The 23,941-nt window shown below is 73.1% G+C and carries 24 protein-coding genes and 1 pseudogene; 12 read left to right on the forward strand and 13 right to left on the reverse strand.

Annotated elements, in window-relative coordinates:
• Positions 1-22: 22 nt before the first annotated feature.
• Entirely contained in the window at positions 23-1,516 is a 1,494-nt protein-coding gene (locus ACZ4XJ_RS12085; RefSeq protein ID WP_468496277.1) for an FUSC family protein, read from the forward strand.
• A 184-nt stretch (positions 1,517-1,700) separates the two neighbouring features.
• Here the strand turns inward: ACZ4XJ_RS12085 and ACZ4XJ_RS12090 are convergent, their stop codons facing one another.
• Positions 1,701-2,213 carry a hypothetical protein gene (locus tag ACZ4XJ_RS12090; protein ID WP_468496090.1) on the reverse strand — a complete coding sequence of 171 codons (513 nt, stop codon included), beginning with the start codon at positions 2,211-2,213 and terminating at the stop codon, positions 1,701-1,703.
• A gap of 140 nt (positions 2,214-2,353) precedes the next feature.
• Here ACZ4XJ_RS12090 and ACZ4XJ_RS12095 point away from each other — a divergent pair, with 140 nt between their 5' ends.
• The 3 genes from ACZ4XJ_RS12095 (at position 2,354) to ACZ4XJ_RS12105 (ending at position 5,674) form a co-directional block, all read left to right on the forward strand.
• A complete protein-coding gene (locus ACZ4XJ_RS12095) occupies positions 2,354-3,172 on the forward strand; it encodes a hypothetical protein (RefSeq protein ID WP_468496091.1) in 819 nt (272 codons plus the stop codon).
• A gap of 243 nt (positions 3,173-3,415) precedes the next feature.
• On the forward strand, positions 3,416-4,555 hold the full coding sequence (locus tag ACZ4XJ_RS12100; RefSeq protein WP_468496092.1) for a nitric oxide synthase oxygenase: 1,140 nt from the start codon (positions 3,416-3,418) through the stop codon (positions 4,553-4,555).
• Positions 4,556-4,609: 54 nt separating this feature from the next.
• Positions 4,610-5,674: a lactonase family protein gene (locus tag ACZ4XJ_RS12105; protein WP_468496093.1), complete on the forward strand. Its 1,065-nt coding sequence runs from the start codon at positions 4,610-4,612 to the stop codon at positions 5,672-5,674.
• Between the two features lie 89 nt (positions 5,675-5,763).
• Here ACZ4XJ_RS12105 and ACZ4XJ_RS12110 read toward each other — a convergent pair whose 3' ends face one another.
• From ACZ4XJ_RS12110 to ACZ4XJ_RS12120, 3 genes are all read right to left on the reverse strand, one after another.
• Complete coding sequence (locus tag ACZ4XJ_RS12110) at positions 5,764-6,693, reverse strand: sirohydrochlorin chelatase (RefSeq protein ID WP_362876555.1); 930 nt, start codon at positions 6,691-6,693, stop codon at positions 5,764-5,766.
• Between the two features lie 97 nt (positions 6,694-6,790).
• The gene (locus ACZ4XJ_RS12115; protein WP_468496094.1) at positions 6,791-7,477 is read right to left on the reverse strand and encodes a uracil-DNA glycosylase; all 687 of its coding nucleotides are present in this window, start codon (positions 7,475-7,477) and stop codon (positions 6,791-6,793) included.
• Positions 7,478-7,512: 35 nt separating this feature from the next.
• Positions 7,513-8,601: a WD40/YVTN/BNR-like repeat-containing protein gene (locus ACZ4XJ_RS12120; RefSeq protein ID WP_468496095.1), complete on the reverse strand. Its 1,089-nt coding sequence runs from the start codon at positions 8,599-8,601 to the stop codon at positions 7,513-7,515.
• A gap of 203 nt (positions 8,602-8,804) precedes the next feature.
• Between ACZ4XJ_RS12120 and ACZ4XJ_RS12125 the strand changes: the two genes are divergently transcribed.
• On the forward strand, positions 8,805-9,905 hold the full coding sequence (locus ACZ4XJ_RS12125; RefSeq protein ID WP_362876558.1) for an NADH:flavin oxidoreductase/NADH oxidase: 1,101 nt from the start codon (positions 8,805-8,807) through the stop codon (positions 9,903-9,905).
• Positions 9,906-10,036: 131 nt separating this feature from the next.
• A complete protein-coding gene (locus tag ACZ4XJ_RS12130) occupies positions 10,037-10,402 on the forward strand; it encodes an ArsR/SmtB family transcription factor (protein WP_362876559.1) in 366 nt (121 codons plus the stop codon).
• Positions 10,403-10,482: 80 nt separating this feature from the next.
• On the opposite strand, the gene ACZ4XJ_RS12135 is transcribed toward ACZ4XJ_RS12130, so the two are convergent.
• Genes ACZ4XJ_RS12135 through ACZ4XJ_RS12145 form a run of 3 tightly spaced genes read right to left on the reverse strand, consistent with a single transcriptional unit; the run spans position 10,483 to position 12,988 of the window.
• Positions 10,483-10,890, reverse strand: coding sequence for a hypothetical protein (locus ACZ4XJ_RS12135; RefSeq protein WP_468496096.1), 408 nt, complete (start codon positions 10,888-10,890; stop codon positions 10,483-10,485).
• A gap of 36 nt (positions 10,891-10,926) precedes the next feature.
• Positions 10,927-12,282, reverse strand: a complete 1,356-nt coding sequence (locus ACZ4XJ_RS12140; protein ID WP_362876561.1) for an FAD-dependent oxidoreductase — start codon at positions 12,280-12,282, stop codon at positions 10,927-10,929.
• Between the two features lie 52 nt (positions 12,283-12,334).
• A complete protein-coding gene (locus tag ACZ4XJ_RS12145; protein WP_468496097.1) occupies positions 12,335-12,988 on the reverse strand; it encodes a DUF305 domain-containing protein in 654 nt (217 codons plus the stop codon).
• A 77-nt stretch (positions 12,989-13,065) separates the two neighbouring features.
• Between ACZ4XJ_RS12145 and ACZ4XJ_RS12150 the strand changes: the two genes are divergently transcribed.
• Complete coding sequence (locus ACZ4XJ_RS12150) at positions 13,066-14,553, forward strand: LVIVD repeat-containing protein (protein WP_468496098.1); 1,488 nt, start codon at positions 13,066-13,068, stop codon at positions 14,551-14,553.
• A gap of 31 nt (positions 14,554-14,584) precedes the next feature.
• Here the strand turns inward: ACZ4XJ_RS12150 and ACZ4XJ_RS12155 are convergent, their stop codons facing one another.
• The 4 genes from ACZ4XJ_RS12155 to ACZ4XJ_RS12170 form a co-directional block, all read right to left on the reverse strand.
• Positions 14,585-15,205, reverse strand: a complete 621-nt coding sequence (locus ACZ4XJ_RS12155) for a TetR/AcrR family transcriptional regulator (protein WP_362876564.1) — start codon at positions 15,203-15,205, stop codon at positions 14,585-14,587.
• A gap of 37 nt (positions 15,206-15,242) precedes the next feature.
• Positions 15,243-15,917 carry a phosphatase PAP2 family protein gene (locus ACZ4XJ_RS12160; protein ID WP_362876565.1) on the reverse strand — a complete coding sequence of 225 codons (675 nt, stop codon included), beginning with the start codon at positions 15,915-15,917 and terminating at the stop codon, positions 15,243-15,245.
• Between the two features lie 33 nt (positions 15,918-15,950).
• A complete protein-coding gene (locus ACZ4XJ_RS12165; protein ID WP_362876566.1) occupies positions 15,951-16,889 on the reverse strand; it encodes a M56 family metallopeptidase in 939 nt (312 codons plus the stop codon).
• A 120-nt stretch (positions 16,890-17,009) separates the two neighbouring features.
• Positions 17,010-17,564, reverse strand: coding sequence for a DUF5134 domain-containing protein (locus tag ACZ4XJ_RS12170; RefSeq protein WP_468496099.1), 555 nt, complete (start codon positions 17,562-17,564; stop codon positions 17,010-17,012).
• Between the two features lie 145 nt (positions 17,565-17,709).
• Here ACZ4XJ_RS12170 and ACZ4XJ_RS12175 point away from each other — a divergent pair, with 145 nt between their 5' ends.
• A complete protein-coding gene (locus ACZ4XJ_RS12175) occupies positions 17,710-18,249 on the forward strand; it encodes a GNAT family N-acetyltransferase (protein ID WP_362876568.1) in 540 nt (179 codons plus the stop codon).
• 78 nt (positions 18,250-18,327) lie between these two features.
• Here ACZ4XJ_RS12175 and ACZ4XJ_RS12180 read toward each other — a convergent pair whose 3' ends face one another.
• Together ACZ4XJ_RS12180 and ACZ4XJ_RS12185 are read right to left on the reverse strand one after the other, a co-directional pair.
• Positions 18,328-19,011 (reverse strand): glycerophosphodiester phosphodiesterase, encoded by a 684-nt coding sequence (locus ACZ4XJ_RS12180; protein WP_362876569.1) that lies wholly within the window; start codon positions 19,009-19,011, stop codon positions 18,328-18,330.
• 269 nt (positions 19,012-19,280) lie between these two features.
• Positions 19,281-19,904, reverse strand: coding sequence for a PadR family transcriptional regulator (locus tag ACZ4XJ_RS12185; protein WP_468496100.1), 624 nt, complete (start codon positions 19,902-19,904; stop codon positions 19,281-19,283).
• 49 nt (positions 19,905-19,953) lie between these two features.
• Between ACZ4XJ_RS12185 and ACZ4XJ_RS12190 the strand changes: the two are divergent.
• The 4 genes and pseudogenes from ACZ4XJ_RS12190 to ACZ4XJ_RS12205 all read left to right on the forward strand — a co-directional run.
• Positions 19,954-20,303 (forward strand): annotated as a pseudogene (locus tag ACZ4XJ_RS12190) (LLM class flavin-dependent oxidoreductase); the annotation flags it as partial.
• Positions 20,304-20,622: 319 nt separating this feature from the next.
• Entirely contained in the window at positions 20,623-22,029 is a 1,407-nt protein-coding gene (locus ACZ4XJ_RS12195; protein WP_362876571.1) for a DUF6421 family protein, read from the forward strand.
• A gap of 26 nt (positions 22,030-22,055) precedes the next feature.
• Positions 22,056-22,817: an SDR family NAD(P)-dependent oxidoreductase gene (locus ACZ4XJ_RS12200; RefSeq protein WP_362876572.1), complete on the forward strand. Its 762-nt coding sequence runs from the start codon at positions 22,056-22,058 to the stop codon at positions 22,815-22,817.
• 11 nt (positions 22,818-22,828) lie between these two features.
• On the forward strand, positions 22,829-23,890 hold the full coding sequence (locus ACZ4XJ_RS12205; protein ID WP_468496101.1) for a threonine aldolase family protein: 1,062 nt from the start codon (positions 22,829-22,831) through the stop codon (positions 23,888-23,890).
• Positions 23,891-23,941 lie beyond the last annotated feature (51 nt).

Genomic DNA, 23,941 nt, shown 5'->3' on the forward strand with positions numbered 1-23,941 from the left:
GCGGCACACCGCCGTGAAGAGGATGTTCGTGGCTCCGGATCCGGGGCGTACCAGACTCAGGAACTCGACCCGGGCGGTCGTCGGCGTCGCACTCGCCGTCACCGTGGCCGAACTCGCCGGCCTCTCCCTGACCGCCTCCATCACGGGCGGACTCGCGGCCCTGCTCGCCCTGTTCACCGTCCTCGACGCGAACGTGCGGGCCCAGCGCGTGACCACCGCCCTGCTGCCGGTGGCCGGCTTTCCGGTGCTGGCGCTGGCCACCACCCTGCACGGCGTACCGACCGCTCGCGACGCCGCCTTCCTGGTCGTCGTCTTCGCCGGGGTGTACGCCCGCCGCTGGGGGCCGCGCGGCCACGCCCTCGGCATCTTCGGCTTCATGATGTTCTTCGTCACCCAGTTCCTGCACGCCGTTCCCGCGCAACTGCCCGAACTCTTCGCCGCCGTCACGCTGGCGCTGCTCGCCGCGGGCGCCGTACGGTTCCTGCTGTGGCCCATCGAGCGCCGCACCCCGCCCGCCGCCGCCCCGCCCGGACTGCCGGGCACCGGCCTGGCCCGCCCGACCACCCGACAGGCCTTCCAGGCCACCGCCGCGTGTGCCTTCGCCCTCGCCATCGGCCAGGTGCTGTCCGAGGACCGCTGGTACTGGGCCGTCGGCACCGCCTGGTGGATCTTCGTCAACACCGCCTCGCGCGGCGAGACCCTCGTCCGCGGCTTCCGCCGCGTCCTCGGCACCGTGCTCGGCATCGCCGCCGGGCTGCTCATCGCCGTACCGCTGCACGGGGCGCCCGCGCCGACCGCGGCCCTCGTCGCCGTCTGCGTCTTCGGCATCTTCTACACGGCGGCGCCCTCGTACTCCTGGATGATGTTCTTCGTCACCGTCATGGCCGGACTCCTCTACGGCCTGCTCGGCGTACTGCACCCCGGGCTGCTCCTGCTGCGCTTCGAGGAGACCGCCGTCGGCGCCCTCGGCGCGGCCCTGGCCGTCGTCCTGATCCTCCCGGTGACCACCCACGGCGCCAACGACGCCTGGATCCAGCGCGCCCTGCACTGCGTACGGGCCGCCACCGCCGCCGCCCTGGACCGCCTCGCCGGGGACCCGGCCGCCGACCCCGCCCCGCACGCCGCCGAACTGGAACTGCTGCTCGCCCGTGTGCGGATGGCCCTCGCGCCCCTCGTGCACCCGCTGAGCCCGCTGCGCGCCCGCAAGGCCCGCGCCCGACAGGTCCTCGCCCTCCTCGACGACTGCGCCCGCGAGGTGCGCGGCCTGGTCGTGGTGGCCGCCGACCCGCAGGCCTCGCACGACGCCCGGCTGGCCACCGCCTGCTGGCGGGTCGAGGCGGCCGTCGAGGCGCTCACCGCCCCGCAGGGCGCCACGGGCCCCGCGACCCCGACCGAGCCGGCCCGGCCCGCCGCCGCCGAACCGGCCCTGGCCCACCTGCACGGACTGGAGCAGGCCCTGACGGCCCTGGCCACTCCGCTGCGCACCGACCCGCGGGCCCCGCTCGTCACCGCCTAGTGCTGTGACCGGAAAGGTCCACCGGGTCGCGGCGCCCGGCACGGCACCTCGCCGCGTTGTCGGACCGCGGAAGTACGTCCGGTACGAGCCGCGGTCCTCCGCCTTGCGATGCACCGCACCGAACACCGCGACCCGGCAAACCTTGCCGGTCACAGCACTAGTGCTGTGACCGGCGCCGCCCGCCTCAGGGGCGGGGGGAGGGGGACGCCGGGCCGGACGGCTCCGTACCCGGCGGCTTCTTCGAGGTGCCCCCGTCGCACTGGAGGCTGACGGCGACCGACGTCGTGGGCTCGCCCTCCACCGGGGCGACCCACCCGGTGTGCGCGGTCCAGTTCGCCTTGCGCAGGCTCTGCCCGCCGGTGATGGTGGGCGGGACGGTCCGCCAGCCCCGGGGGCCCGCCTTCGCGAACGCGTCCCGCACGGCGGCGTCGGCGGTGGCCGATTCGTGCTCGGCGCTCAGGTACTCGTGACACCCGATCGCGATGTACTCCTGCGGCATCCGTCGCACCTGGATCCCCGCCTCGGCCAGGGCGGCCGTCAGGTCGGCGACGGCCGTCTCCGCCGAGATCGGCGGGCCCGAGTAGCGTTCCTCGATCGGGCCGAGGTCCGCCAGGGGGTTCACGCACCCGCTCACCGTCGTCGCCGTCGCCGTCACCACGGTCACCATCACGGCGATCGCCGCCGGTCCCACCCGCATCCGCCACTTCCTCCCCGAGTACCGCCGAAGTCTCGCACGACAAGATCACGACGGCGATGCCCGGGGACCCCGCCGTCTCGCGCGCCCGCGGGGCCGGGTTCAGGCTGGTAGGGGGCCGCGATACGGATGGAGGACGGCCGGTGGACACGGGAACGAGCGAACCGGGCCGGGCCGCGGCCGGCGGACTCCTGGACAACCCGCTGATCGGGATGTCCCCCTGGATCGTCTTCTCGCTCCTGGTGGGCCCCGGCCGGTTCGAGATCGCCGTGACGATCTCCCTGTGCGTCGCCCTCGCGCTGGTGATCGGCGGCCGCGTCGTGCGCCGGGGCAGTTCCTGGAAGCTCCTCGAACTCGCCGACGTGGTCTTCTTCGGGGCCCTCGCGCTGATCGGCCTGATGGCGAGCGACGGCACCCGCCGCTGGCTGGAGACGTACGCCGGCGAGGTGTCCAACATCGCCCTCGTCGTCGTCGCCTTCGGCTCGATGGCGGTGCGGATGCCCTTCACCCTCCAGTACGCCCGCGAACAGGTCGACCCGGCGCACTGGAACGCCCCGGAGTTCCTGCGCGCCAACTACGTGATCACCGGGGTGTGGGGCCTCGCCTTCCTGGTGTCCGCCCTCGCCGGCGCCTACGGCGACCTGGTGCTGCGCAACCCGAACAATCTCTGGACGGGCTGGATCATCCAGATCGCCGCCATCGTCGCGGCGGTCCGCTTCACCCTCTGGTACCCGAACGTGGTGCGCGCCCGCGCCCGGGGCCGCGAGCGCGGCCCACTGTCCCCGGCCGCCCTGTTCGTGCCGGTCGCGGGGGTCCTCGTACCGGCGGGCATCGCCGTGCTGATCTTCGACGGGGACCTGTGGTGGCTGGGCGTGGGCCTGATCGTGGTCGGCGGCGCCCTCACGCGGGCCCTGCACCGGAGGGCCTCCGGGACGCCCGCCGACGACGTACCGGCGGCCTGAGGCGCCGTCGTGCGCGCGGCGTCCGCGTGCGCGCCGTGGTCCACAACTCCCGGATTCGGGCGGGATGATACGCCCGTACGGCCCGCCTCCGCAGGCACATGCTCGAAGCTCACTCGGAGGAGTGTTCCGGGCGTCCCCGGGGCACTTGGCTGACCTGCGGCCTGTACAAACGGTGAGTGGTGTTCGCGCGCTCGTCCGGCACGTACGGGATGCATTCGGTCGTACAGGGGGTAACCAGCCGGAATGGAAATACTGCGGCAGGGGTCGAGCACCGCTCAGGTGTGGGAGGAAGCCGAGGAGTTCATCCGGCTCTTCCACCGGGAGGATCCGGAGGCCGGTGACCCGCGCGTCCGGCTCGCGGCGGTACGGGCCGAGCTGGCGGAGACCGGGACCTACCGGCACACCCCGCAGGAGCTGGTCCACGGGGCGCGGGTGGCCTGGCGCAACAGCAACCGCTGCATAGGCAGGCTCTACTGGAACTCCCTGCGGGTGCGCGACCGGCGGGGGTTGACGGAGTCCAAGGACATAGCGGACGAGTGCTTCGAGCACCTGCGGGAGGCGACCAACCGCGGCCGGGTCCGGCCCACCATCACGGTCTTCGCCCCGGACGCCCCTGACCGGCCCGGCCCGGTGATCTGGAGCGAGCAACTGGTGCGGTACGCCGGATACGGCGACCACCCGTCCGTCACGGTCGGCGACGCCCGCAACGCCCCCCTCACCGAAGTCCTGTTGGGGCTCGGCTGGCCCGGCGGCCCGGGCACCCCGTTCGACCTGCTGCCCCTGGTGGTCCAGGGCGTCGACGACAAGCCCCGCTGGTACGACACCCCCGCCGACGCCGTGCTGGAGGTGCCGATCCGCCACCCCGACGGGCGCGACGACTGGTCCGACTGGGCCCTGCGCTGGCACGCCGTACCGGCCATCTCCAACATGTGCCTGGAGATCGGCGGCATCCACTACCCGGCGGCCCCCTTCAACGGCTGGTACATGGGCACCGAGATCGGCGCCCGCAACCTCGCCGACACCGACCGGTACAACCTGCTCCCGGCCGTCGCCCGCCGACTCGGTCTGGACACCTCCACCGACCGCTCGCTCTGGAAGGACCGGGCGCTGGTGGAACTCAACCGCGCGGTACTGGACTCCTTCGACCGCGCCGGGGTCACCATCGCCGACCACCACACCGAATCCCGCCGGTTCCTCTCCCACCTGGAACGGGAGGAGCGCAAAGGGCGGGCCGTGGGCGCCGACTGGTCCTGGATCGTCCCGCCGATCTCCGGCTCCGCCACCCCCGTCTTCCACCGCACGTTCGAGGATCGACCCAGCACCACGGCCTACGTCCACCATCGCGGCGCCCAGGACCGGGCCAGGGGACGGGACTTGGTCTAGACCTTCTGTTACCGTCGGCTCGGAACGGATCCGGAGCGGCGGAGAGGGGCACCAGTGAACGGCGCGGACAGTACGGACCACGGCGACGGGCACCGGGCCTACATCGGCTCGTTCACCTCGGGGGGCGGCCGCGGCATCACCGTCGCGGCCGTGGATCCGTCGACCGGAGCGCTGACCCCGCTCTCGGTCACCCGGACCCTCCCGGACCCCTCGTACCTGACGGTCTCGCGGTCCACCGGCGTCGTCTACGCGGTGAGCGAGACCGAGCAGGGCGCGGCGGGCGCCTTCCGGCCCACCGTCGAGGGACTCGTCCCGGCGGGGCCCGCGGTCCGCGTGGGCGGCTCCGGCCCCACCCACCTCGGCCTCGCCGGGGGTCGGTTGCTCACCGCCAACTACGCCTCGGGAAGCGTCAGCAGCCTGTCGGTGGCCGCCGACGGCAGCCTCTCCGGACCGGCCTCGGTCCTCACCCACCGCACCACGGGGCCCGACGGGAGCCGGCGGGAGGCGCACGCGCACCAGGTCCTGCCCGACCCGTCCGGGCGCTGGGTGCTCAGCGTGGACCTCGGCACCGACTCGGTGCGCATCTGCGCGCTCGACGCGGCCACCGGTGCGCTCCGCGTGCACTCCGAGACCGTGCTGCGCGCCGGGAGCGGGCCGCGGCACCTCGTCCCGCACCCGACCGAGCCGGTGATCTACGTCCTGCACGAGCTGGAGCCACAGCTGACCGTCTGCCGATGGAACCCCGCGTCCGGGCGGCTGGAACCGGTCTCCGAGGTTCCGGTGGCCTCCAGGGGCGCCTCAGGGGCCGTGCGGCCCTACCCGTCGGCGGTCGTCGCCTCCCCGGACGGACGTTTCCTGTGGGCGGCGGTGCGGGGCGCCGACGTCATCGTCACGTTCTCGCTGGCCGACGGCCCCGAGAAGCCGCAGCTCACGGGCACCGTCGGATGCGGCGGCCACTGGCCGCGCGACCTGGCCGCGGACCCCTCGGGACGTCGCCTGTACGCGGCCAACGAGCGGTCCGGGGACGTCACCTGGTTCGACGTGGACCCGCTGACCGGCCGGCCCCGCCGGGCCGGCTCCCTCCCGGTCCCGGCCGCCACCTGCGTGGCCTTCGACTGACGCCGGGGCCGCTCCGGAAAGACTCCGGGGCACGCGCGAGGGCCCGCCCCGGAGCCTTCCCGGAGACGGGCCCTTCGTGTGTGCGGCGCCTACTGGGAAACGGCGCCCAGGCTGATCCCGAGCGCGGCGCTGTACTGGGCGACGGCGAGCTTGCCGAGCGCCGGGTAGGCGCCGAGCACCTCGGCGGTCGCGCAGTCGGCCTCCTTGCAGGCCGAGTCGAGCAGGCCCTCGGCGGCCTCGGGACCGATCAGGTACGGGGCCAGCGCGAGCTGCGCCGATCCGGAGCCGCGCAGCTCGGCAGCGACGGCCCCCACCGAACCCTCCTGGTCCAGGGCCGCGGCCATGACGGGCACCGCGAGTCGGGCGGCCAGCAGCATTCCGGTGATCCCGGCGGCCTGGACGGCCTCCTCGCCGCCGGTGGTGGCCAGGATGATGCCGTCCGCGGCGGTGGCCACGGTGAACAGCCGCGCCCGGTCTGCGCGGGCGAGGCCGGCCTCCGAGAGGCGCACGTGCAGGGCTTCGGCGAGCAGCGGGTGCGGACCGAGTACGTCGGCCAGCTCGGCGGCGGCCGAGGAGTCCATCAGCGCCTGGCGCACCCGGCGCAACAGACCGCCGTCGGGACCGGCCAGCAGGGGCACGACCACGGCGTCCGGGCCGGTCGGCGCGGGCACGTCGTGACCTGCGGCGCGGGCGAACTCGGCGCGCGCGGCACGCTCGTTCGCGACGGCGGTCAGCACACCGGACAGCGAGGGGAACTCCACACGGGCGGCGTCCTCGCCGTCGATGCCCTCCAGGTAGCCGATCCGGGCGTCCAGACCGGGCAGCTCGGAGCGGCCGATGCTGATGATCTCTTCCGCGAGGCCCCGCGAGGCGGCCGAGGGGGCACCGGGCACGGCGAGCACCAGCGCGGGCGCGCCCTCGGGCGCCACCGCGGGCTCGGGCCGGCGGTGCCGTCCGGTCTGGCGGGGTCGCGGCATTCGTACGGGCAGGCCATTTGCGGGCCCAGTGGGGGAGCTCATGGCGCCGCATGCTACTGGTTTATCGGAACGGGGTGTTCGGGCAGGGGCCGGGCGGGCGGCATCTGTCCGTATTTATCCGTTGAATGTCATATAAGGTTCAACTGACTGAGGGCAAGCGCCAGTCGACGGGCTGTGCCCCCTGACGAACCAGCAGGTCATTGGTCCTGCTGAAGGGCCGCGAGCCGAAGAACCCGTTGGTCGCGGACATGGGGGAGGGGTGGACGGATTCCACGGCCGGCAGTTCGCCCAGCAGTGGCCGCAGGTTGCGGGCGTCGCGCCCCCACAGCACCGACACCAGGGGCTTGCCGCGCGCGGCGAGGGCCCGGATCGCCTGCTCGGTGACTGCCTCCCAGCCCTTGCCGCGGTGTCCGCCGGTCTTGCGCGGGGCCGTGGTGAGGGCGCGGTTCAGGAGCAGCACGCCCTGCCGGGTCCACGGCGTGAGGTCGCCGTTGGCCGGGCGGGGCACGCCGAGGTCCGTGTGCAGTTCCCGGAAGATGTTGTCCAGGCTGGGCGGAACCGGCTGGACGTCGGGCGCCACCGAGAAGGACAGACCCATCGCGTGCCCCGGGGTGGGGTACGGGTCCTGGCCGACGATGAGCACCCGCACCTCGTCGAAGGGCTGCTGGAACGCGCGCAGCACGTTCGCCCCGGAGGGCAGGTAGGTTCTGCCCGCCGCGATCTCGGCGCGCAGGAAGTCGCCCATCGCGGCGACCTGTGCCGCCACCGGCTCCAGAGCCCGGGCCCAGCCCGGCTCGACGATCTCGTTCAAGGGTCTCGCTGCCACGGTCGATCACTCTAGTGGCTCAACGCGACTCCGCCTCAACCGAGCGCGGCGGCCCGCACGCACAGCACGTCCGGCAGGTGTTGGGCGAGCAACTGCCAGCTGTCGCCGTCGTCGTGGCCGGCGTACAGCTCGCCGTTGCGGTTGCCGAAGTAGATGCCCGCCGGGTCGGCGTCGTCCGTGCACAGCGCGTCGCGCAGCACCGTGCCGTAGTGGTCGCCGGTCGGCAGGCCCTTGGAGAGCGGCTCCCAGGTGGCGCCCGCGTCCCGGGTGCGGAAGACCCGGCAGCGGTGCTCGGCCGGGACCCGGTCGGAGTCGGCGTTCAACGGGAAGACGTAGGCGGTGTCCGGGTGGTGCGGGTGGGCGGCCACGGCGAAGCCGAAGTCGGAGGGCAGCCCGGCGCCGATGTCGGTCCACCGCGTGCCCGCGTCGTCGCTGCGGTACACGCCCCAGTGGTTCTGGAGGTACAACCGGTCCGTGTTCCCGGCGTCCTGGGCGATCTTGTGGACGCACTGGCCGAACTCGGGATCGGGGTCGGGCAGGAACACCGCGGAGACCCCGTGGTTGGACGGGAACCAGCTCGCCCCGCCGTCGAGGGTGCGGAACACCCCGGCGGTGGACACGGCGACGGTCACCGCCTGGGGATCAGCGGGGTCGGTGATCACGGTGTGCAGCCCCTCGCCGCCGCCCCCCGGCTCCCAGGCCGAACGGCTGGGGTGCTCCCACAGGGGCCGCACCAGCTCGAAGGACTCGCCGCGGTCGGCGGAACGGAACAGGGCGGCCGGTTCGGTCCCCGCGTAGACCACGTCCGGGGCCTCCGGACCGGCCGGGTGCAGTTGCCACACGCGCTCCAGGGAGGCGCCCGTGTCCTGCGGGAACTTCACGGCGGGGGCGGCGGGTTCGCGCCAGGTCGCCCCGAGGTCGTCGGAACTGAAGACGGACGGACCCCAGTGGGAGCTGTCGCCGCCGACCAGCAGCCGAGGGGTGGGACCCCGGCGGTCGATGGCGACGGCGGACACGGCCTGGGCGTTGAAATGGGGCCCGTCGAACTCCCAGGCCCCGGCGCCCACGCGCCGTCCGATGAAGAGCCCCTTGCGGGTACCCGCGAGCAGTAGCACGTCGGTCATGGCCGACACCTCCGGACGTCCTTGTCCTTCACGGCAGCATTCAAGCCAGTCTGCACCCGCCCACCGACAGTGGCCGCGCGGCACGCGCGCCGGCCGGACCCAGTTGTACGGGGGATCTCGTACTACGAGAGATTTCGTAGTACGGTGGTTCTCGTACTTAGCGCCGATCCCCGGTGCGCGTCCGGTGACATCTGGAGAGCCCCATGAGTGCTGCACCCGCCGCCTTCACCGCCCTGTTCCAGCCCTACAAGATCCGTTCGGTGACCGTCCCGAACCGGGTCTGGATGGCGGCGATGTGCCAGTACAGCGCCGAGCCCACGGGCCCGGACGCGGGCGTCGCCGACGACTGGCACTTCACGCACTACGCGGCCCGCGCCACCGGCGGAACCGGCCTGATCATCCAGGAGGCCACGGCCGTCTCCCCCGAGGGTCGGATCAGCCCCTGGGACCTCGGCATCTGGAACGACACCCAGGTCGAGGCGCTGCGCCGGATCACCACCTTCCTCAAGGCCCGCGGGACGGTCCCCGGCATCCAGATCGCGCACGCCGGGCGAAAGGCCTCCACCGAACGCCCCTGGAAGGGCGGCCGACCCCTGGGCCCCGAGGGGCACGGCTGGCAGCCCGACGCACCCAGCGCGGTCCCCTTCGCCGAGGGCCACCCGGTGCCGCACGAACTCACCCCCGACGAGATCCGGGCGATCACCGGCGAGTTCGTGGCCGCCACCCGCCGCGCCCTCGCCGCGGGCTACGAGGTCGTCGAGATCCACGGCGCCCACGGCTACCTCATCGGGGAGTTCCTCTCCCCGCACAGCAACCGCCGCACCGACTCCTACGGCGGCTCCTTCGAGAACCGCACCCGCTTCGCCCTCGAAGTCGTCGAGGCCGTCCGCGCCGAATGGCCCGAGGAACTCCCGCTGTTCTTCCGCATCTCCGCCACCGACTGGCTGGAGCGCGACGGCTGGACCGCCGACGACACCGTCCGACTGGCCGGACTCCTCCAGGAACGCGGAGTCGACCTGCTCGACGTGTCCACCGGCGGCCTCGCCCCCGGCGTGACGATCCCGCTCGGCCCCGGCTACCAGGTGCCGTTCGCCGCCCGGGTCAAGGCGGAGACGAGCCTGCCGGTCGCCGCGGTCGGCCTGATCACCGAACCCGAGCACGCCGAGAAGATCCTGGCCAACGGAGAGGCGGACGCCGTGCTGCTCGGCCGGGAACTGCTCCGTGACCCGTACTGGGCCCGTCGGGCCGCCGCCGAGCTCGGCGCGGAGATCCCCACGCCGGATCCGTACCACCGCGCCTGGTGAGCCGGTGCGGCGCGGCGGCCCCGCGCCCCGCGCCGCACCCCGACCCGTCCTCCGAAGGTTCTCGTACGATGGGCCCGCGGAGGGTCCGGTGCCCCCGGCCCACCCCACCGACCGAACGAGCGGAGCAGGACATGACGGAACGTGACGCGGCCCGTGTCCTCGCCCACCCCGAGCCGGCCGCGATCCGGCTCGACGGGGTCCTGCACGCGCTCTCCGACCCGCTGCGCCTGTCCATCGTCCGGGACCTCGCGTCCTCGGACGCCGAACTGGCCTGCTCGTACTTCGACCTGCCCGTCACCAAGTCGACGACCACCCACCACTTCCGCGTCCTGCGCGAGAGCGGGGTCGTGCGCCAGACCTACCGCGGCACCGCCAAGATGAACGGCCTGCGCCGCGCCGAACTCCAGACCCTCTTCCCGGGGCTGTTGGACAGCGTCCTCGCGGCGGCCGCCGCCGAGGCCTCCCGCTTGGCCGGGGCGGGCCTCCGGACGACCTAGGGCCGCAACGTCCCTCCGGACGACCTAGGGCCGCAACGTCCCTCCGGACGACCTAGGGCCGCAACGTCCCTCCGGACGACCTAGGGCCGGGCGTCCATGCGGTGCATGATCTCGCCGTCGGGGCCGAAGACGTCCATGAAGTAGCCGTTCTCGAAGGTGGCTCCCTCCTTCGTCGTCAGGTGGCGGGTGACGGAGGCCGACTGCAGGTCGAAGAGGGTGTCGCCGTTGTCGCTGTTGCGCGTCCGCACGACCACCCGGGGCACGCCCTGCGAACCGTCCTCGATCTGGATCCCGTACACGTCCGGGTCACCGCCGGCCGCCCGGTAGCGCTCGGCCAAGGCCGCCGCCTCCTGGGGAACGGCCGTCGTCGTGGACGTCGGGCCGGGCATGGCCTGTCCTCGGGGCTCCTCCGTGCAGCCCACCAGCAGCGCGGCTCCCGCCAGCGCCGTCAGTGCCGCGTACGTACTCCGCCGTAGGACGCGCCCCATCGCCAACTCCCCTGATCGGTAAAGGTTTCGGCGACCCTACGTGAGGCCCGCCGCGCCCCGGAGGCCGGCCCAGTCGGGGATCTTCACCGAGCGGCGTCCCAGGGAGCGGCCGAGTTCCGCCTCGGCCGTCTCGATGGCCAGCCAGCCCGGCCACTCGACCGGCCGCAGCCCCGCCGCGCGCAACGCGTCCAGCGGATCGCGGGGCAGTGCGCGGCGGGCGAGTGCCCCCGCGTCCTGGAGGAGTGAGGACACCGTCTCCTTGGCGCACGGCCGGTTCGTGCCGATCACCCCGGTCGGCCCGCGCTTGATCCAGCCCGCCACGTACTCGCCGACCGAGGCCCGCCCCGCGCGCAGCACCCGACCCGCCGCGTGCGGCACGGTGCCCCGCGCGGCGTCGAACGGCAGCCCGGGCAGCGGCACCCCCAGGTACCCCACCGAACGCAGCACCAGTTCGGCGGGGAGGTCCTCGTACGCGCCGGTGCCCGTGACGCCGCCCCGGCCGTCGGGGGCGGTCCGCTCGCAGCGCAGTGCCCGTACCCGGCCGTCCGGGCCGCCCAGTACCTCCACGGGCCGCAGGTGGAAGCGCAGGGTCAGCAGGCGCGGCTGCCCGGCGCCCGCACCCGGCCCGGACCAACCGCGCAGCACCTCGACGTTGCGCCGGGCGACCGCGGGCAGGGCCGCCGCCGCGTCGGGGTCCGCGTACGCCGGGTCCAGAGCAGCCTCCGCGGCGTCCACCCGGACCCCGACGCCCGCCAGCGTGCCCAGTTCGCGGAGTTCCTTGGTGGTGAACCGGCCCTGCGAGGGTCCGCGCCGGGCCACCATGGACACCTCGCGGACGCCGCTGCCGGCGAGCGCGCCGAGCGCCGGCTGGGGCATGTCGGTCGGCGTCAGGTCCGCCGCGCCCCGGGCCAGGATCCGGGCCACGTCCACCGCGACGTTCCCGGCACCCACGACCACGGCCGAGCGGACCCCGCTCAGGTCGAAGGCCCCGGCGTCCGGATGGCCGCTGTACCAGGACACGAAGGCCGTCGCGGAGCGCACGCCGGGCAGCTCCTCGCCGGGGATGCCCAGGAGCCGGTCGCGGGCGGCGCCGACGCAGTAGACGACGGCGTGGTAGAGCTCCAGCAGCCGGGCCGTGGAGAGCGGGCCGGAGCCGACCTCCACGTTCCCGAGGAAGCGGACCCGGTCCTCTTCGAGGACGGTGCGCAGGCTTCCGGTCAGCGATTTGATCTTCTCGTGGTCGGGGGCCACCCCGTACCGCACGAGGCCGTACGGGGCCGGCAGCCGGTCCAACACGTCGACCCGCACGCCGGGCACCTCACGCTGTTGGACCAGTGCCTGGGCGGCGTAGACCCCGCTCGGGCCCGAACCGACGACGGCGACACGAAGCACGGCGGAGCTCCTCCCGCAGGTGCTCCCAGCATGGCACCGACGCCCGGACCCGTCAGCCCATCGCGCGCATCCGGTGGATCTCGGCGCTCTGGGTGGCCACCACCTCGGTCGCCATTTCCTCGACGGCCACGTTGTTGCCCTGCGCGAGGGCCTCGCCCGCCATCTTCAGCGCGCCCTCGTGGTGGGCGGTCATCAGCTTCAGGAAGAGCCGGTCGAAGTCGGCGCCCTCGGCGCCGCGCAACTCCTCCAACTGCTGGGGCGTCGCCATCCCGGGCATGGCCGCGTGGTCGTGGCCGCCGGGGGCGGGCGCGGGCGCCGGATGGCGGGTGAGCCACTTGTCCATGGCGCCGATCTCGGGGGCCTGCGCGGCGGCGATCCGCTCGGCGACCCGCTTCACCCCGTCGGCGGCGGCCCGGTCCGGGGCCAGCGCGCTCATCGCGAGGGCCTGGCGGTGGTGTTCGGTCATGTTCCGCACGTAGGCGTGGTCCGCCGCGTTGGGACTGTCGTCGGGTCGTTCCCTCGCCGCCTGTTCGGGGGTGAGGGTGCGGGCCTTCTCGCCCGGTCTGCCGGGCGCGACCACCACCGTCGCCCCGCCCTCGGCCGCGTCCGCGGCGCCGTCGTCCTCGCAACCGGTGAGAAGGAGGAGGAGCGCGGCGGCCAGCGCCGTCCCCAGGAATCGGCCGACCGATGCATTTGCCATGTCCATGGAAACGACGATACTGCCGGGGTCCAGGTTCCGTTCCCCCGAGGAAACGGGACGTTCGGGCCCCCACAGGAGGCACAGTGACCTCGCTGCACACCGTCAGAGCGCGCCACCGGAGCCTGGGGGTGGCCTTGGCCGCCGCCGGACTCCTCACCACGCTCCTGGCCACCGCCGGACCGGCGGCCGCCACCCCCGACCCCGGCGACTTACGGCCGGGCGTCGGCTCCGGAGGGAGCGCCGCCTCCGTCCCGGACCGCGAACTCGCCCCGGGCGAGATACCCGGCCGGGACGAGATCGTCCACAGCCGCAACATCAAGCCGCTGGCCAACATCCCCAGTGCCAACCCCAACGGCATCAACACCGACCTGGCCTTCGAGGGTCGGTACGCCTACGCGGGCAACTACGACGGCTTCACCGTCTACGACATCGGCAATCCCAAGTCCCCGAAGGTGGTCAGCCAGGTCCTGTGCCCGGGCGGCCAGAACGACATCTCGGTCTCCGGCGACCTGCTCTTCCTGTCCACGGACTCCTCGCGCAGCGACGACTCCTGCAACAGCGTCTCGCAGCCGGCGACGGAGAAGTCCTCCTGGGAGGGCATCAAGATCTTCGACATCAAGGACAAGAAGAACCCGAAGTACATCAAGTCCGTCGAGACGGCCTGCGGCTCCCACACCCACACGCTGGTGCCGGGCGGCCGTGACCTCTACCTCTACGTCGCCTCGTACTCCCCGAACGAGGCCTTCCCGGACTGCAAGCCGCCGCACGACGGCATCTCCGTGGTGAAGGTGCCCAAGAAGGCCCCGACCAAGGCCGCCGTCGTCGGCTTCCCCGTCCTCTTCCCGGACGGCGGCAACCCGGGCGCACCCGCCAATCCCGGTGTCTCCAAGACCACCGGCTGCCACGACATCACGGTGCTGCCCTCCAAGAACCTGGCCGCCGGCGCCTGCATGGGCGACGGCATCCTCTTCGACATCACCAGGCCCGAACAGCCGAGGGTCATCGATCGGGTCCAGGACAACGTGAACTTCGCGTTCTGGCACTCGGCCACCTTCAACGAGCGCGCGAACAAGGTGGTGTTCACCGACGAGCTCGGCGGCGGGGGCGGCGCCACCTGCAACGAGGCGACCGGCCCGAACCGCGGCGCCGACGGCATCTACGACATCACCGGCCGCGGCGACCAGCGCAGTCTCGTCTTCAAGAGCTACTTCAAGATCCCGCGCCACCAGGCCGACACCGAGAACTGCGTCGCCCACAACGGCTCGCTCGTCCCGGTCGGCGGCGGCCGCGACATCATGGTCCAGGCCTGGTACCAGGGCGGCGTCTCCGTCTGGGACTTCACCGACTCCACCCGTCCCAAGGAGATCGGCTACTTCGAACGCGGCCCGCTGACCACCGACGCGCTCGGCCTCGGCGGCTCCTGGTCGGCGTACTACTACAACGGGCACATCTACTCGAACGACATCGTCAAGGGCCTCGACGTGCTGCGGCTCGACGACTGGCGCACCGACAGCGCCAAGTGGGTGCGGATGGACCGGCTCAACGTGCAGACCCAGCCCGACTACCGCTGACGCCGGCGCGCGGGCCCCGGGCGGGGCCCCGTCACGCGAAGCTCCCGCCGGGCGGTCCGCCGTCCGGCGGGACACCGAGCGCCCAGTCCAGCCCGTACCGCTGGAAGAGCTCGGCGCGCAGCCGGGGTCCGGGCATCGGGGCGCCCGGCAGCAGGACCGCCACCACCGCGCCCATCAGCAGGGCGCGCAGCAGCGGATAGTCGGTGTCCGGGTCGGCCGAGCCGTACCGGACGACGGTGTCCCGGAGCAGCTCCGCCAGGCGCTGCTGCTCCGGGCACTGGATGAAGCCCTCGTTCGCGAGGATGCCCGCCATGTGCGTGCGCATCAGCCGCGGCCGGTCCCGGGCCAGCCCGAGGACCGCGTCGATCGCCCGGGCCAGCCGCTCGCGGCCGTCCGCGCTCCGCGGCTCCCGTTCCAGCGCCGCTTCCAGGGTCAGGTGCATCAGCCGGTGCACGGCGGACTGCAGGAGCTGGCGCTTGCCGGGGAAGTAGTACGACACCAGGCCGCGGGCCGCGCCCGCCCGGTCGGCGATGTCGCCCAGGGTCGTGGCCTCGAAGCCGCGTTCGGACACCAGCTCGACCGTGGCCTCCAGCAGCCGCTCCCGGGAACGTCTGCGCAATTCTTCATTGACCGATGCGCTGCGCGGGGACATGCTTACTCCTGCGTTGACTGGCTCCGGGCCAATATACTCAGCGCACGGTGTCGTCTGTTCGGGGCGACGCGGGGGATCGCCCCGGGCAGGCACACCGGCACGCCGCGAGCGCCACCAAGGACACCAGGCCGGCCCCCAGGAGCCAGCCCGCGAGAACGTCCGAGAACCAATGGACGCCGAGGTGGAGCCGGGTGAAGCCGACCCCGAGCACCGACACCGCGGCCACCGTCCACGCGCCGTACGCCAGGCGCCGCGGCACCGTCGGCGGCATCAACCACAGCAGCAGTCCGCACACCACCGTGGCCGTCATCGCGTGCCCCGACGGATAGGCCGCGTAGTGCGCGGAGTCGACGGGATCCGGCCACTGCGGGCGCTCCCGACCGACGGCGGCCTTCAACCCCTGCTGCACTGCCGACGCCGTCAGCGTCGCCGCCGCCACCCAGGCGGCGCGGACGCGGTCCCCGCGCCACCAGAGCAGGCCGCAGGCCGCCGCGGCCAGCGCGCGCATCGTCCAGGGGTCCCAGACCCAGTCGCTCAGCACCCGCATCAGGTGGGTGACCGCGGGGTGGGAGACGGCGTACGGGTGCAGCGTCCCCGCGACCCGTTCGTCGAAGCCGATGAGCGGCTGCCACCGGACCACCACCAGGACGGTCAGTGCGGCCGCGGCGGCCGCGCAGGCCGACCCCGCTGTCATCAGCTGGTTGTTCCGCATGCCCCGATCCTCGCAGCAAGCGGAACGCGTCCGTCATCGCAGCGCGCTGAGTCCCGGTACGAAGGCGACCAGCAGCGGCACCGCCGGCACCAGGGTGGCCAGCGCCGTCAGCCGCAGCCGGCGGCTCGGGGAGAGCCGAGGCGAGGCCGACAGCAGCCGCCGCACCCGCTGCGGCACGTGGGCCTGCGCGGTGGGGGAGGGGCCGAAGACCCCGCGGTCCTCGTTCAGCCCGACCAGGGCCAGCGCGATCGTCAGGCGCCCGTAGCGGCGGGAGGCCACGTCGTCGGCGGCCAGCTCGACCAGCCGGTGCATCTCCGCCTCGAACGCGGCGAACACCGGCACCTGCGGGAATCCCCGCGACAGCGCCCGCGAGCAGTGCAGCAGCCAGTCGTGCCGGGCGGCCGCGTGCCCCTGCTCGTGCGCGAGTACCGCGTCCAGCTGGCTGCCCTTGAGCCGGCCGAGCGCCGCCGTGGTCACCACCAGTTGCGGGACCGCCCCCGGCTGCCACCAGGCTTCCGGCCGCGGCCCCTCCAGTACGACGAGCCGTCCGGCCTGGGGCTCCTCGCCGGGCAGCAGCGGCGCGCGGACCAGCAGTTCGGCGTCCCGGGTGCGCCGCCGGGCCCGCGCCCGCAGCACCTCCCGCGTCAGCATCGCGCCGGTCCACAGACCGCCGCCGGCCAGCGCCAGCGCGGTACCGGTGGCCCACGGGCCGCCCGCCGCCCCCAGCGCGTACGCGTCGACCACGCCGTGCGGGGCCGCCGCGAAGAGCCCGCCCCGGACCGCCTGCCAGGCGGCGGCCGCGCTCAGCAGCATGGACAGCGCCAGGCACAGGAGCGTCGCGCCCACCACGCACTGCCACGCCCACAGGGCGACGACGGGTTCGCGATCGGGCCACTGGGCCCGGGCCAGGAGACGGGGGGCGAGCACCGCGGTCAGTGCGCCGAGCAGGAGGAGAACGGCGGGGACCATCATGGTCGCCAGCCTATGAGCGCACCCCGGCCCACCGGTACGGTCCTGGGGTATTGGTGACGCAGGACACGTCCCGCGACCCGGCCGGACCCCGCCGCCCCCGGCCCCACCGCGGCGCGGCCCTCACATCGTCAGCAGCATCGCCAACATCCCCGTCCCCATGGCGAGTCGGCACGCGCGGATCAGGTCCCCGGGGCCGCCGCCCACCGGCCCGGCGGCCCGCAGCCCCAGCCCCCCTACGGCGCCCCCGCCGGCCGTCGTCAGCAGCCGGGCCCCGCCGAGCAGCACGTAGCCCGCGTAGTAGAGGAGCAGCGCGCCCGTCACCACCGGCAGCCCGGCCCGACCGTGCCCGTGCCCGGCGGTCATCGACAGCGCCATGTACGCCATCGCCAGCGAGCCGACCAGGTGGTGCGCGTGGTGGGCTCCGCCGCGCAGCAGCCACAGCGCGTGCACCGCCGCCCCGCAGAACACCGCCAGGAGGATCCCCGGCCCCCACGGGCCGGTCCCCGAGGGCACGGCCATCGCCGCCATCCCGAAGCCCATCACGGCCTCGCCCGCCGCCGCCCCCCGCTCGGGGCGGCCCGCTCTGCGCGCCCGCGCCAGACAGTACGCACCGCTCACCGCGCACAGCAGCACGAGCAGCCAGGCGGGCACGGCGGAGGCGGAGGAGAACAGCATGGCGGGACCGTGCACGGCGGAACCTCCCGGTTCGTCGGCGTCACGGGAAGGAATGCCCGCCCGCCACCGCGCTCACGCCGCCCCGCGTTACGCTCTCCCTGCCGCACCAGGCATGTCATATGCCACCGCATCGAACGGAGCGCCGATGTCCACCGCCCAGCCCGCCGCCCTCAGCTTCCGTGCCGCCGTGGAGACGGACGTACCGGAATTGGTGGTACTCGTCGAATCCGCCTACCGCGGGGACGCCAGCCGGGCGGGCTGGACCACCGAGGCCGACTACCTGGACGGACAGCGCACCGACCCGGACGGGGTCCGCTCGGTCATCACGAACGAGGACGGCGTGTTGCTCGTCGTCGAGCGCGCGGGCGCGATCGTCGCCTGCTGCCAGCTCGAACACCGCGGTGACTACGTCTACTTCGGCATGTTCGCGGTCCGCCCGGGTCTCCAGGGCGCCGGCCTCGGCAAGGAGATCCTGGCCGAGGCGGAGCGCCGCGCCCGCGAGACGTGGGGGGCCAAGGAGATGCGGATGGCGGTGATCAACGTGCGGGAGGATCTCATCGCCTACTACGTGCGCCGCGGGTACGCGCGCACCGGCGAGCTGAGCCCCTTCCCCTACGGCGACGCGCGCTTCGGCGAGCCGCGCCGCGACGACCTGGCCTTCGAGCTGCTCGTCAAGTCGCTCTGAGGCAAGCCGCCCCGGGGCCGCTGCGCCCCGAGGCGGTACGCTCACGGGACAACTCGCCCCGTCGTCAAGGCCGTTCGCTCAGGCGGTGAAACGGCCCGTGCTGCGGATCTCCGGGAGGCCGGTGACGGCGCCGTCGAGCTGGAGGGCCCGGGCCAAACGGAGTTGGTCCAGCGTGTCGACCGTCCAGCCCGTCACCCGCAGTCCGGCCGCGTGCGCCGCGTCGACCGTCTCCAGGGTGATGCGGCGGAGGTCGAGGTCGAGCGTGCGCGCCCCCGCGGCCCTGGCCCGCTCGACGATGTCCGCCCCGTGCCGCTCCGCGTGCAGCACCGTCCGCACGCCCGGCGCGAGATGGGCCACGGTGGTGAGCACGGCGCCGTCGCGCGAGGCCACCTCCACCCGCGCGGTCAGGTCCCGGCGCACGAGGAGTTCCGCGAGCGCGGCCCCGGTCCGCTGGTCGGGCACCGACACCCGTAGCGGGACGGCGACGGCGTCCAGCACCTCCTCGGGCAGGGGCGGGCGCTCGCCCCGACCGGCGTCCAGGGCGCGCAGCTCGGCCAGGGTCAGGTCGGCGGCGGCGCCCGAGCCGTCGGTGGTGCGGTCCACTTCGGCGTCGTGCAGGACGACGAGGGCGCCGTCCTTGCTGAGGCGCAGGTCCAGCGCGATGACGTCCATCCCGCAGCGTTCCGCGCGGACGAACGACCGAAGGGTGTTCTCCGGTTCGACACCCATGACCCCGCGGTGACCGATGGTGAGGAAAGTCAAGGTTCTCTCGCTTCCGTCGACGGCGGCTCCCCGCGCGGTCGCGGTGTCCCGACCGGCCGCGCGCGGTGAGGCGCATGCTAGTGCGCCGCGCCCGCGAAGGGACCGGGCGTGCGGGGGCCCGGATCGGCCGTCCGGCCGCTTCCCGCCGGGGTCGTGCGCGCCGGGGCGGACGGCCGGGCGGCCACCGCGTCACCCGGGCGTGGGCGCGTCCCCACCGGCTTGACGGACGCCGTACGGGGGCCACGCGCCTCGCCGTCGCCCCGGGGTGCCTAGGGAGTGTCCTGCGGATCCTGCGCTTCCCGCGCCGCCGGTGCTTCCTGCGGCGCCGCCCGCGCGAGGTCGGCGAGCAGGGCCGCGGCCAGCTCCAGCTCGGCCAGGTGCTGCCGTTCGCTCCAGCGCAGCACCAGCGTGGGGAAGGCCCACTCCCGCACCTCCGCCGCGTGCTCCATGGCCTCCCGTACGGCGGCCAGCTCGGCCCGGGTCCGGTCCATGTGCTCGGTCACCATGGCGCGCAGCCGCTCGGGCTCGGCCAGGTGTCCCAGCCAGATCCGCAGCAGCAGTCCGTGCTTGAGGACCGGGGGGCCGGCCTGCGCGGCGTCGCCGGCCCATCCGGTGAGCGCCTCGCGGCCCGTGTCGGTGATCGCGTACCGGCGCTTGGCGCGCGCCTCCTCGGGCCCCGAGCGGACGGAGACCGCGTACCCCAGTTCCTCCAGCCGCCGCAGTTCCGCGTAGATCTGGCTGATCGCGGGCGACCAGTAGAAGAAGCGGAGGGAGGAGTCGGCCCACTTCTTCAGTTCGTACCCGGTGCGCTCGCCGGGGAACGACAGGAGGCCGAGCACGGCCCAGGCGGTGGGCGGAAGGTCTTTCTTCTTCGGTTCCTGACTACTAGTCATCTTCCGAATCGAAGTGAGACCGGGCACGGGACGCAACCCTGGAGGCATCGTGAAATTCTCCGTGATCTTCGAAGCTCAACTGGCCGACCCGACCGTGGAGCGGGAGCACCAGGTCATCCGCGACTGCGTCGAGCAGGCAGTACTGGCCGAACGCATGGGGTTCGACCGGATCCGGGCCGTCGAGCACCACTCCTTGAAGTGGTACGCGCAATTGGCGCGCCGAAGATCTTCTTGACGTGGGTCGCGGCCCGGACGCACACCATACGCATCGGGCACGGTGTCGTGTGCATGCCGTTCAACTTCAACCACCCGGTCCGGGTCGCCGAACGGGCGGCCATGCTCGACCAGCCGTCCGGCGGTCGACTCGACCCGGCGGCGCCGGCGTCCCGGACGAGGCGGTGGTGGCCGGGGCCGATGAGGTGATGTGTCTCATCCGGATGGGCACCGTGCCGCAGGAAGCCTGCCGGGAAACCATCTGACAGTGGGGCGAAAGGGTCATTCCGCACTACTCCGGTCGCGGAGCGCGAGCGGAGGTGCACGCACCGCTGACCGAATCGGGCTCGGGGGATGCGGAGTGGTGGCCTCCATGGCCAGGGACGGGAAGACTTCCGGTAGGGAAGGGGGTGACGCAGGATAATTTCCTGAGATTCCTCTTGAGCGAGAGAGCCTCCCATGCCTACCCTGTGCCGACGTGAGGTTCTCCTGTGGAGGAAGTGACATGACGGAAACTCTTGTGCCGGGTGCCGGCGGTGCCGTGATAACCGCTGGCGCGCGGGTGGTCGACCACCCGGCGTGGCCCGAGCTCAAGGCCGCCGTGGAGGAGATCCGCCCGTGGCAGAGCGCGGACGGCTCCATCGACTTCGAGGCGGAGGGCGCGCACGCCCGCGCCACCGTCCTGGCCGCCGTCGAGCGCGTGATCACCGCCGTCGAGACGCTGTCGCCGCTGCTCCCGCACGCCACCGCGTACCACGAGGCCCTCGTGGCCGACCTGCGCAAGTGGGCCGCCGACGACTTCCGCGTGCCGGACTTCCTCGACTCCCTGCTGGCCTTCCAGCCGGCCGCCGAGCGCGCCGACGGGCTCCAGCACCTCGTCGTCTTCCCGATGTACACGCAGAACGGCAACCCGGACCGCAACCTGGAGGCCGTCGCGCTCAAGATGGTGTGGCCCGAGTGGCTCGCCGAGCTGGAGCGCACGCGCTACGACAACCCGCTCTTCCTCGGCATCACCTTCGAGGACTTCACCCCGGGTTACGACACCAACTCCGCCGTCCTCTTCCCGGAGACCATCGCCGTCCGCGAGGCCCCCGAGCGCTTCACCTGGGGCGGCATCTTCTGTGACCGCGAGGCCGCGCGCTACCGCAAGGTGACCGCCGCCGCCGTGGACATCCTCGGCATCGAGCTGCCCGAGGACATCGCCGCGATGGTCGAGGACCAGGAGCGCTGCGAGAAGGCCTTCGTGCTGTGGGACATGGTCCACGACCGCACCCACAGCCATGGCGATCTGCCGTTCGACCCTTTCATGATCAAGCAGCGCCAGCCGTTCTGGATGTACGGCCTGGAAGAGCTGCGCTGCGACCTCACCGCCTTCAAGGAGGCCGTGAAGCTGGAGTCCGAGGGCAACGAGCACGGCCGTGACGTGCAGTACGCCGTCCTCTTCGACCGGATGTTCCGCTTCCCGGTGTCCGGCGACCGCAACCGCAACTACGACGGTCTCGGCGGCCAGCTGCTCTTCGCGTACCTCCACAAGCACGACGTCGTGCGCTGGACGGACAACAAGCTGAAGATCGACTGGATGCGCGCCCCGCAGGTCACCAACCAGCTGTGCGCCGAGATCGAGGACCTCTACCGGGCCGGCATCGACCGCCCGAAGCTCGTCCACTGGTTCAAGGCGTACGAGCTCGTCTCCACCTACCTGGCCCCGCACCCGGGATCCAAGTGGGCCAAGGGCCCCGACGCCCTGGACACGACGCAGCCGCCGCGCAAGCTCGTGGACGACGTGCTGCCGGACGAGTTTCCGCTCAGCATGTTCTACGAGGCCCTCGCCAAGAAGCTCAAGGGCGTGATCGCCTCGACCAAGGGCATCACCGCCCTGAACGCCGAGACGGCCGACCGGGCCGCCGCATGAGCACCGCCCCGCAGGAGGCTGCACAGATGAACGGCTCCGTGAACGGCAACGGCACGCTCCACGGAGCGGTGATCGCGGTGGCGGGAGCCGGCGGCCCCGCCGGACGCGCCACGCTGATGCGCCTGGCCGAGGCCGGCGCCGTGGTCGTCGCCTCCGACGCCGACCCGGCGCGCCTCGCCGAGGCCGTCGACGCGGCCCGCTACGCCCACGGCGGCGCCACCATCACCGGTGACACCGTCGACCTGCTGGACCTGGCCGCCACCAAGGCGTGGGCCGAGCACACCGAGAAGGAGTTCGGCCGCCTCGACGGCGTCGTCCACCTGGTCGGCGGCTGGCGCGGCAGCAAGACGTTCACCGATGTGGACCTCGCCGACTGGGACTTCCTGGAGAAGCTCCTCATCCGCACCGTCCAGCACACCTCGCTCGCCTTCCACGACGGCCTGCTGCGCAGCGCCCTCGGGCGCTACGTGCTGATCAGCCAGTCCGGCGCGCACAAGCCGGTCGCCAACAACGCCGCCTACAACGCCGGCAAGGCGGCCGCCGAGGCCTGGACCCTCGCCATGGCGGACTCCTTCCGCAAGGCGGGGGGCGAGGACGGCCCGCAGGCCGCGGCTGCGATCCTGGTCATCAAGGCACTGGTGCACGACGCGATGCGCGCGGAGCGCCCCAATGCGAAGTTCGCGGGCTTCACCGACGTCGCGGAGCTGGCCGAGGCCATCGCCGGCGTGTGGGAACGGCCCGCCTCCGAGGTGAACGGACAGCGTCTGTGGCTCACTCCGCAACCGTGAGGACCGATGCCGTGAAGACCGATGCGCGGCGCCACCACGACCCCGCGGTGCGCGGGTTCGCGAGCGACAACTACGCCGGGGTGCACCCGGAGGTCCTCGCGGCCCTCGCCCTCGCCAACGGCGGCCACCAGGTCTCGTACGGCGAGGACGAGTACACCGAGAACCTGCAGAAGATCTTCCGCAGCCACTTCGGGCCGTACGCGGAGACCTTCCCGGTCTTCAACGGCACGGGCGCCAACGTCGTCGCCCTCCAGGCCATGACCGACCGGTGGGGCGCCGTGATCTGCGCCAAGTCCGCCCACATCAACGTGGACGAGGGCGGCGCCCCGGAGCGCATGGCCGGCCTCAAGCTGCTGGCCGTCCCCACGCCCGACGGCAAGCTCACCCCCGAGCTGATCGACCAGGAGGCCTGGGGCTTCGACGACGAGCACCGGGCCATGCCCCAGGTCGTCTCGATCACCCAGAACACCGAGCTCGGCACGGTCTACACGCCGGACGAGATCAAGGCGATCTGCGACCACGCCCACGGCCTGGGCATGAAGGTGCACCTCGACGGCGCCCGGATAGCCAACGCCGCGGCCTCGCTCGACGTCCCGATGCGCACCTTCACGAACACGGTCGGCGTGGACGTGCTGTCGTACGGCGGCACCAAGAACGGCATGATGTTCGGCGAGGCCGTGGTCGTGCTGAACCCGGACGCCGTCCGCAAGATGAAGCACATCCGCAAGATGTCGATGCAGCTGGCGTCGAAGATGCGCTTCGTCTCCGTTCAGCTGGAGGCGCTGCTGGCCAAGGACCTGTGGCTGCGCAACGCCCGCCACGGCAACGCCATGGCGCAGCGGCTCGCGGCCGGTGTGCGGGAGACCGACGGGGTGGAGATCCTCTACCCGGTGCAGGCGAACGCGGTGTTCGCCCGGCTTCCGCACGAGGTCACCCGGCGGCTCCAGGAGCGCTACCGCTTCTACTTCTGGGACGAGGCCGCCGGCGACGTCCGCTGGATGTGCGGTTTCGACACCCAGGAAGAGGACGTGGACGGCTTCCTCCAGGCGCTGAAGGAAGAGCTCGCGCGCTGAACCGGCCCCGGCCGATAAATCGATAGGCATGCGAAAAAGCGCATAGGTATG

It is taken from the genome of Streptomyces sp. NPDC029836, assembly GCF_055574495.1.